We start from the raw sequence: 4,521 nt of genomic DNA, 5'->3' as shown, positions 1-4,521 counted from the left end.
CGGTGCCGGGCACCCCGCCGTCGGCTCCCGTGCCCTGGCCGGCCTGTTCGCTGCCGCCGGGGGTGGGCCGCTGCTGGACGACCTCGTCGGCCGCCTCCTTGGCCGCGCTGCGCACGGCGGGCCGTACCAGGGTGAACCAGGCGAGGAGAAGGGCGATCAGCGCGGCGAGCACCGCGAGCAGCCACTTGGGGAAGACAGGGATCTGGACGAACTCGGCGTCCAGCGAGGTACGGATCGCGTCGGCGGGCTCCGGCAGGGGCGCGTCCGGTGCCGCCGTCTCGGCGACGGTGACCGTGAACGGCCAGATCACGGGGGCGCCGAACCACACCGGCTTGCCGATACGGGCCCGCAGACCGACTTCCGCCGACTCGCCGGGCTCCAGCCTCTGTTCGGCGGGCTTGAGGGTGAAGCGCAGTTCCTCGCCGGGCTGGGCGGGCGTGAAGCCCAGCGTCACCGGGGTGTTGCCCTCGTTGCGCAGCGCCAGCCGGTAGCGGCCGCGCAGCCAGCCCCGGCGGCGGCGCGGGGCGATCTCGGCGCGCAGCTCCCGGAACTCCTCGATCCGTACGGTCGATTCGGGCACCCGTACCGCCTCGGGGTGCTCGGTGGGCAGCACGCGTACGGCGAGCGGCACCTCACCGGCGCGGACCTCGGGGGACCTCGGGGGTTCGAGGCGGATGGTCACCGTCTCGGAGGTGCCCGGATACAGGGACACGCGCGCGGGCTCCACCGTGGCCCAGGCCGCGCAGTCGCCGACCACCTCGAGGCCGTATGCCTCGACGATGTCGCTGTCGTTGCGGACGGTCAGGGTGGTGGTGGCGAGCCCGCCGGGCGTCACCGACACCGCGGGGATGTCGGAACCGGGCGCGCCGGGGCTGGGGGTGGATGCTGGAGACGTCACCCGGTGACCGTATGACGCGGCCCCTTCCCTTCGGAGAGGCGCGAGGGCAAGCCCGCGGGCAGTGCTCGTGCCCCGGACAGCGCTCCTCTACTCCCTTTCGGCTAGCGCCAGTTGACCTTCGAAGACCGTGCGCGGGCCGACTTCCGCCGCTCGGTCCCGCACGTTGCTCCACCGGCGCGCCGCACCACCCCCACACGTTCGATGGAAACAGGACTCATGACCACGAGCTGCCCTCAGGCCAACCATCCCGCTCCCGCCGCCCACACCGCACCCTGGACCACCTCGGCCAGGCGGCCCGAGCGGGTCTCCGTCACCGTCTACGCCCCCGACCCCGTCCTCTACGTCGGCATCGTGCACCAGTTGCGCCAGCGCCCCGAGATCGAGTTCGTGGAGGCCGGGGCGGCCGACAGCGCCCAGGTCTCGCTGATCACCGTCGACACGGTGGACGACGAGACGTCGGCGCTGCTCAACCGGCTGCGCCACAACTCCGCGACCCGCACCGGCCTGGTGGTCGGTACCTTCGAGTCGGGTGACGCTCTCCAGCGCGCCATAGACAACGGGGTCGCGGCGGTGCTCCGCCGCGCCGAGGCCGACCAGGACCGGCTGCTGCGTCTGGTCCTCGCCATAGCCAACGGCGAGGGCATGCTGCCCGGCGATCTGCTCGCCAAACTCCTCACCCACGTGGGCAGCATGCAGCGCTCCTCCCCGCTCGACCCGCGGGCGGCGTCGCTGTCCACCCTGGCGCCCCGCGAGACGGAGATGCTGCGGCTGGTGGCGGAGGGCCTGGACACCGGGGAGATCGCCCGGAAGACCTCGTACTCCGAGCGGACCGTGAAGAACGTGCTGCACGAGGTGATCACCCGGCTGCAGCTCCGCAACCGGGCCCACGCGGTCGGCTACGCGCTGCGCAACGGCTTGATCTGACAGGTGGATTGACCACCGGCTGTCGGCACACTGCCCGAAAGCCCCTCCGCCGCTTCCCCCGGGAGCGTCCCGTCGGCCCTGCCGCACCAGGGACGGCGACGCCCAGGATGGCAGGCGGTTGTGCGAAAGCGGAGTGCGGACGGTGAGGTGGGCCCGTGACGGGCACGGACAAGGCCGGCGGGTGGCGGTACCCGCTGGAGCGGATCGGCCTGGCGTTGTTGCTGCTGGTCCCCCTGTTGGCGGTGACGGCGGCCGCCGGTCCCGGTACGGCGAAGGCCCGCCCCCGAGCCGGTGACGACGGAGTGACCCGGATCGCCTTCGCGGGCACCCGGCACCGCAGCCTGGGCCGGGTGGCGACGACGAAGTCGAGCACCCCGCTGTTCGGGGAGGGCGCGACCCACTACGACGTGGAACCCTCGGCGCTGGGCGACCGGTTGGTGTTCGCCAGCCGCCGGGACGAGCGGAACCCGCAGGTCTACCTCCGGGCCGCCGACGGTTCCGTGACCAAGCTGACCAGCGGCCGGGACGCGGCACACCCGCGGCTGACGCCGGACGGCCGGTCGGTCGTCTTCGACTCGGCCGAGCCCGGCGGCCCCGGCGGCGCCACCCAGCGCGACCTGTGGCTGGTGCGCACCGACGGAACGGGTCTGACCCGGCTGACGAACACCCCGGCCGACGAGGAATGCCCGACGGTGTCGCCGGACGGCCGGCGGCTCGCGTACTCCAGTGACGCCGATCCCGTGGCCGGCCGGCAGGTCTACGTCCGCCCGCTCCAGGGCGGCACCGCCAACCGCGTCACCGATCCGGCGAACGGCACGGCGGGCGAGCCGGCGTGGAACCCGCTGGACACCGCCGAGAAGCGCGACATCATCGCCTACACGGCCACCAACGCCGACGGCCCCGAACTGCGCTATGTCTACGCGAGTTCGGGTGACGGCGGCCCGCTGCTGGGCGCCACGGAGGCAGGCTGGCGTACCCACGGGGCAGCGTGGTTGCCCGACGGGAACCAGTTGCTGTTCCTCAGCCCGGACCGCGACTGCACCTGCGAGGGCGACTTCGACCACGTCTTCAGGACGGTCGTGCACTCCGACGACGACGGCAACCGGTCGCTCGTCCTGACCGAGGACCGCGAGGTCGGCACGGTCACCTGGCTCGGGCCGGTGGACGGCGGCGGGGCCGTGGTGGACCGCACCACCGCCTCCGGACCCCATGTGGTGACCCTCCAGGACGCCCGCGCGGACGGCTCGGACCCCCGTGACCTGGGTCTGACCATCCTCAAGGAAGACCCGGCGGCCGACACCAACACCGATCCGGCGAAGGACCCGCTGTTCCAGCCCGCCGCCGGCTCCGACCCGTGGACCGAGCGGCAGAACTACACCCCGGACGGGCGGCAGATCGTGCTGACCCGGTTCGAGGACTCCGACGCCGGACGCATCGAGCGGATCTGGCTGGCCGACGCCGACGGCTCACACCCGCGGCCCCTGCCGCTGGCCGGGCGCGGCCCGAAGGACTGGGACACCGACCCGACCTTCTCGCCCGACGGCAAGTCCCTTGCCTTCCGGCGTACTTCGCCCGGCGGTACCGGCGACGCGGCCGGGCCGGGCCGGGTGCTCATCGCGGACGTGGCCACCGGCGCGCTCCGGGGCACCATCACCCCGCCGGCCGGGCAGGCGCAGGGCACCGACGCCCAGCCGACCTGGTCCTCGGACGGCACCCGGCTCGCCTTCACCCGTACGCAGATCATCGGCGGCGGGAACGGCAACAAGCACATCTGGACCGTCCCGGTCGACCACCTCGACCAGCAGCGCGACCTCAGCTCCGCCAACTGCCCCGGCGCCTGCGACGTCATCGACGACAGCCCGGCCTTCTCCCCCGACGGGCAAACCATCGCCTTCAACCGCAAGGCCGGTGGCGGCCGGGTCGACCAGCAGGGCGGGCTTCTGCTGACCTCGGTGTCGGGCGACGACTGCCGGGTGCTGCTGCCCGCCGCCGGCCGCGGTCTGCCGGGCGCGTGCCGCCGGGAGCTGCCGGACGCCTCGGCCACGGGTCCGTTCCAGCCGCGTGACGCCGCCTGGACGGCGGACGGCACGGGTCTGGTGTTCAGCTCGCGCGCCCAGCTCGCGGCGAACAGCCCGGAGAAGCTGAGCCGGGTGGACGTGGAGTCGGGTGCCCTCACCCCGCTCACCACCGCGCTGGGGGGCCGCCAGAAGGAGCCCTCGGTGCAGCAGTCCGTGGACCTGGCCGTACAGGCCCCGGACACCTCTGGGCAGGTCGTCGTCGGCCGTACCGGCACCGTCCGCGTCGACGTCGTGAACCAGGGGCCCGCGGCCTCGCCCGGCACCCGGTTCACCGTGGCGCCGCCACTCGGGGCCACTGTCACCGGGCTGACCGCGCCCGGCCGGAACTGCGACGTGCGCGGGCTCACCTGCGACCTCGGCGTGGTGCCGCCCGGCGCCACCGTCCCGGTGACCGTCACCGTCACCGGGGTCACGCCCGGCGACCAGCCCGTGGACTGGTCGGTGACCGGCGCCGTGATCGACCCCGACCCGAGCGACAACACCGACCGCACGGTGGTCCCGGTGCGCGAGGCACCCGCGCCGCCCGACCCGACCCCGACACCGAGCCCGGCCCCGCCCACTGCGACGCCGCCCCCGGCGCCTCCGGTACCGCCCGCGCCCCCGGCGCCGCCGGTTCCGGAA

General features: G+C 74.1%; 3 protein-coding genes. 2 read left to right on the top strand and 1 reads right to left on the bottom strand.

Features of this window, described 5'->3' with window-relative positions:
- On the bottom strand, positions 1 to 898 hold an 898-nt coding region (locus GT030_RS04435; protein ID WP_346009563.1), incomplete at its 3' end, for a hydrolytic protein.
- Positions 899 to 1,114: 216 nt separating this feature from the next.
- On the opposite strand from GT030_RS04435, the gene GT030_RS04430 reads away from it, so the two are divergent.
- Positions 1,115 to 1,822, top strand: a complete 708-nt coding sequence (locus tag GT030_RS04430) for a response regulator transcription factor (RefSeq protein ID WP_086690412.1) — start codon at positions 1,115 to 1,117, stop codon at positions 1,820 to 1,822.
- 155 nt (positions 1,823 to 1,977) lie between these two features.
- A partial coding sequence (locus GT030_RS04425) for a hypothetical protein (RefSeq protein ID WP_346009562.1) occupies positions 1,978 to 4,521 on the top strand: 2,544 nt, incomplete at its 3' end.

Source organism: Streptomyces sp. SID1328, from assembly GCF_009865595.1.
GTDB lineage: Bacteria > Actinomycetota > Actinomycetes > Streptomycetales > Streptomycetaceae > Streptomyces > Streptomyces griseoluteus.
The sequence above is the reverse complement of the archived record's forward strand: the minus strand, read 5'-3'. Positions and strand labels throughout refer to the sequence as shown.